The organism is Hydrogenophaga sp. (genome assembly GCF_048549895.1).
GTDB lineage: Bacteria > Pseudomonadota > Gammaproteobacteria > Burkholderiales > Burkholderiaceae_C > Hydrogenophaga.
Genome location: NZ_JBLYYB010000073.1, coordinates 1 through 3,229, shown reverse-complemented (window position 1 = coordinate 3,229; position 3,229 = coordinate 1). Strand labels below are relative to the sequence as shown.

3 protein-coding genes are annotated in these 3,229 nt (G+C 55.2%); 2 read left to right on the top strand and 1 reads right to left on the bottom strand.

All coding sequences use genetic code 11. The features are described 5' to 3' along the window. On the bottom strand, window positions 1–763 hold a 763-nt coding region (locus ACN4F8_RS07005; RefSeq protein ID WP_419472889.1), incomplete at its 3' end, for a hypothetical protein. Window positions 764–1,266: 503 nt separating this feature from the next. Between ACN4F8_RS07005 and ACN4F8_RS07000 the strand changes: the two genes are divergently transcribed. Both ACN4F8_RS07000 and ACN4F8_RS06995 read left to right on the top strand, forming a co-directional pair. Then, window positions 1,267–2,004 carry a hypothetical protein gene (locus ACN4F8_RS07000; protein ID WP_419472888.1) on the top strand — a complete coding sequence of 246 codons (738 nt, stop codon included), beginning with the start codon at window positions 1,267–1,269 and terminating at the stop codon, window positions 2,002–2,004. Continuing rightward, on the top strand, window positions 1,907–3,178 hold the full coding sequence (locus tag ACN4F8_RS06995) for a hypothetical protein (RefSeq protein ID WP_419472887.1): 1,272 nt from the start codon (window positions 1,907–1,909) through the stop codon (window positions 3,176–3,178). The genes ACN4F8_RS07000 and ACN4F8_RS06995 overlap by 98 nt, the downstream gene beginning before the upstream one ends. Window positions 3,179–3,229: the final 51 nt, after the last annotated feature.

Below are 3,229 nucleotides of genomic sequence, written 5' to 3'. Positions count from 1 at the left end.
TGTGGCGGTACAGATCGTCAGCGACCTTACCGAGAATCGGATCACGTTTGAGAGCCTCGCGACAGGAAAGCCAGGTGCCGTACAAATGGATGTAAGTGCCGATTTGGTCTGTGCTCACACAGCATCGCATAGACCGCCACAGCGCACACAGCGCGAGGTAGCGCGAAGAGCTCTCAGTCAGCGCAGCGGTCAGTTGGGTGAGTTCCATATGGCGTTTGTGGTCGCGAGGAGCGGCTGTAACGAAATCAATTGAGTCTCCAGTGCCCAATTGAAGAGCTTCAGAACTGCAATCTGAAATTACATCAGCCAATGAAGGCGGTTCAGGGTCGAGATAGCGCCAGAATGGCATATTGACAAAGGTCCAAAAAGCAGCAGATCTCCGCTCTATTGCTGCCAGTCTGTTTCTAGCTAATTTGCTGCCTCGCCTAAGTTGCCAACGGATTGTTGACTCTCCTCGTGACCATTTATCCCATAACCTAGACCGTGTGCCCCCCCAATTCGGCATCGAAATTTTGCCACCCGCCATTTCCTCCTCATAAAGCTTTTCCAATTGGTAGGCGGAAGTCAGGTTGGTTGCGTGCAATGCGGCCTGGTAAACCGCGATGGTGTGAATACGCTCAATGTTGCGCTTCGCATTTCGTGCTGAAACAGGGAGTGCGAAGTCAGTTGACCCCACTTCTGCGGTTTGAAGTTGATGGATAAGTTCAGGCGAGGACCCGTCGGTGGGCGGTTTAAAGCTCAGCGATGGGTGAAGAAGTTTCATGGGTCGGATTCTGGCAAAAAATAGACCCAACGCCAATCCTTGATTTGTGCGACGCTTCGTTTGACCAATGCCTTCGCTCGGATGTTCACGAGATGAAGAGGAGGGAGGGGCCGCAGTTGTGCGAGGGCGCAGACGGACACCAACCGATGCCAATCACGACCGAATGCATTCTCAACGGCCCTTGGCGCCATTAATAGACAGGAGCCTGCCATGTAACCCTGCACGATCGATCAGAGATCTGAGGAAGCAGAAAAGGAAAAACGCCCGAAGTGCGGAGGCACTCGGGCGCTTTCGTGAAGTGTCAGTGTCGAGTTGACCACCTCACGATATTCCCACGTCGGCAGCTTGTCAAGCCGCTACTGACGTTCCTTCCTGGGTGTCGAGTTCGCCACCCATTCACCTGGTCTCTCCGTTTCACGAGATGACTCAGGCACCGATGTGCTGACGCTCATGCGAAGCACTTTGGTGCGGCACCGCAAACAGGTCCCATGGAAGGATGAACGATGTATACCTCGTTTGAGCAGGGGCGCGACTACTTCGCTGACTTCTCCTCTCTAAACCCACAAAATACTTTGCCCGACTTCTCAGTTGGGGGTCTCAAAGGTCGCTTTTCCAACGGAAAGATGAAGCGCATCGGCCGGTATGACCCCTTCGCGAACGAAGCTGTGGTGATGAATTCAGAGCCCGCTTATCAGAACTGGCTGTTGAGGCGATTCGACACGGCTGTGCTCGACCTCGATGCCCGAAGGGAACCTTGGAGTGCTCTTCACAAAGGCAAGCATGTGGAGGTACGGCCCCATTTGTTCATCCGGTGGAAAAACCAGGCTCCGACCTTGGAGGTGGTGGCCACGACCAATAAGGGGCTGAGTGCACGTGCGCTGGAAGCGCTCGAGGTCGTCGCTAAAGCACACGGCGTCGAAGCAAGCGTGCGAACAGCGTGGGAGGTACAAGCCGACAACATCAAGCTCCTGCCACTGCTTGAGTGGTTGATTCAACGCGTGGGTCTGTACGCGCGGCATGAACGATTGCGGTTGATGGAAGAGCATGTAGCCAATCTGCTTCGAAATTCGAGGCCCTGGATCCGCGCCGATGTCGTTGGCGCTATGCGGTGCATGACCAAGCAAGGCGACATTGCTCTCGTGGATGCTGCACTTTTCAAGCTGCGTCATGCCGGAAAAATCAGGTTGGATATCTCTAGTGGCGCGTACGGCGATGCCAGCATCATCGAACCCATTTTTTAGGGGCTCACGCACGCAGCCCCTGCTGCCCGACGAACTTGCATCTTGGCCCACCGTAGATCCGACTGCAATCAAAGATCCCAAAGATCGAGCACGTTTCAACCACCTTGATCGTGCAGCAACCATTTACGCCAATGGTGGCGGGCTACGCGAGGCAGCCCAGGCAGCTCGTTTGGATGAGACATGGGTGTGCAAGCTCATCATCAAGGCCCGAGAAATTGCGCCCGACGGTCAGCTGTGGGGCTACCGTGCATTTGTCCGCGGTGCTGCTCGAAAAAAGTATCTGAGAGATGCAGCGCTTGACAATGATGCCGTCACAGAAGGCTCAGGCTTGAGTGGAGCTTTTGGAAAACTGCTCCGTACCCGCCCAGCAATCTACCGCGGCCTCGTTGACTTTCTGAACGATCGCAGGCGCAAGGCAATCGTGTTCAACAAAGCCAGCTGGCAACGCTTGCATCTGCATTTTGTGGGACTTTGCAGGCAAGCGGGTGTCGCAGAACATGAGTACCCGCTTGGTACCACAACCCAGGCTCGAAGTGCATTGCGTGAGTGGGTAAGGACCGTCTACATACCCTCAAATTTGCAAGTCTGGCTAGAAAAAAGCCACAGTCCGGAGGCGGCCCGTGCGTCGCAATACTCAAACGGAGAGGCCCCGCAATCACCTCCGTTGACTCCCTACTGCGTGTGGGAACTTGACGAGTATTCGATAGACGCCATAGCCCAGTATCACTTGCTTGACGAGCAAGGCAACTGGGTGGAGATCGTCTTGGACCGCTTTCAGCTCATCTTGTGCATCGCACCTGATAGCGGGGCGACGCTGGCTTGGACTCTCGTGCTGGGCAGGCAAACCGATGTCGCCTCATTGATGGAAGTCCTTTGGAGGGCTCTCGAAGGTCAACCTGCCCCTAAGTTTCTCATTCCTGATTTGAACGACGTGGAAGGGGCTGGCTATCCCAGCGTAATCTTCAAGGAGCTCCAATGGGCGGTAGCAAGTGGATTACGTCTGGACAATGCCTTGGCGCACCTCGCGAAAGCTCTTCAGGACGAAGTCCAAGGTCGGTGGGGCGCAAGAGTCACCAACGGCACCGCAGCTACTCCAAAAGAGCGAGCTTCTGTTGAAAGCCATATTGGACTGCGTATTTCGGCGAATGTGACCGGTCATTTCGGCGCATCGTGACCGGTGGGCTGAGCGATGTTCTCAGCGCCGTTTCGGTAACGTGACCGCCCG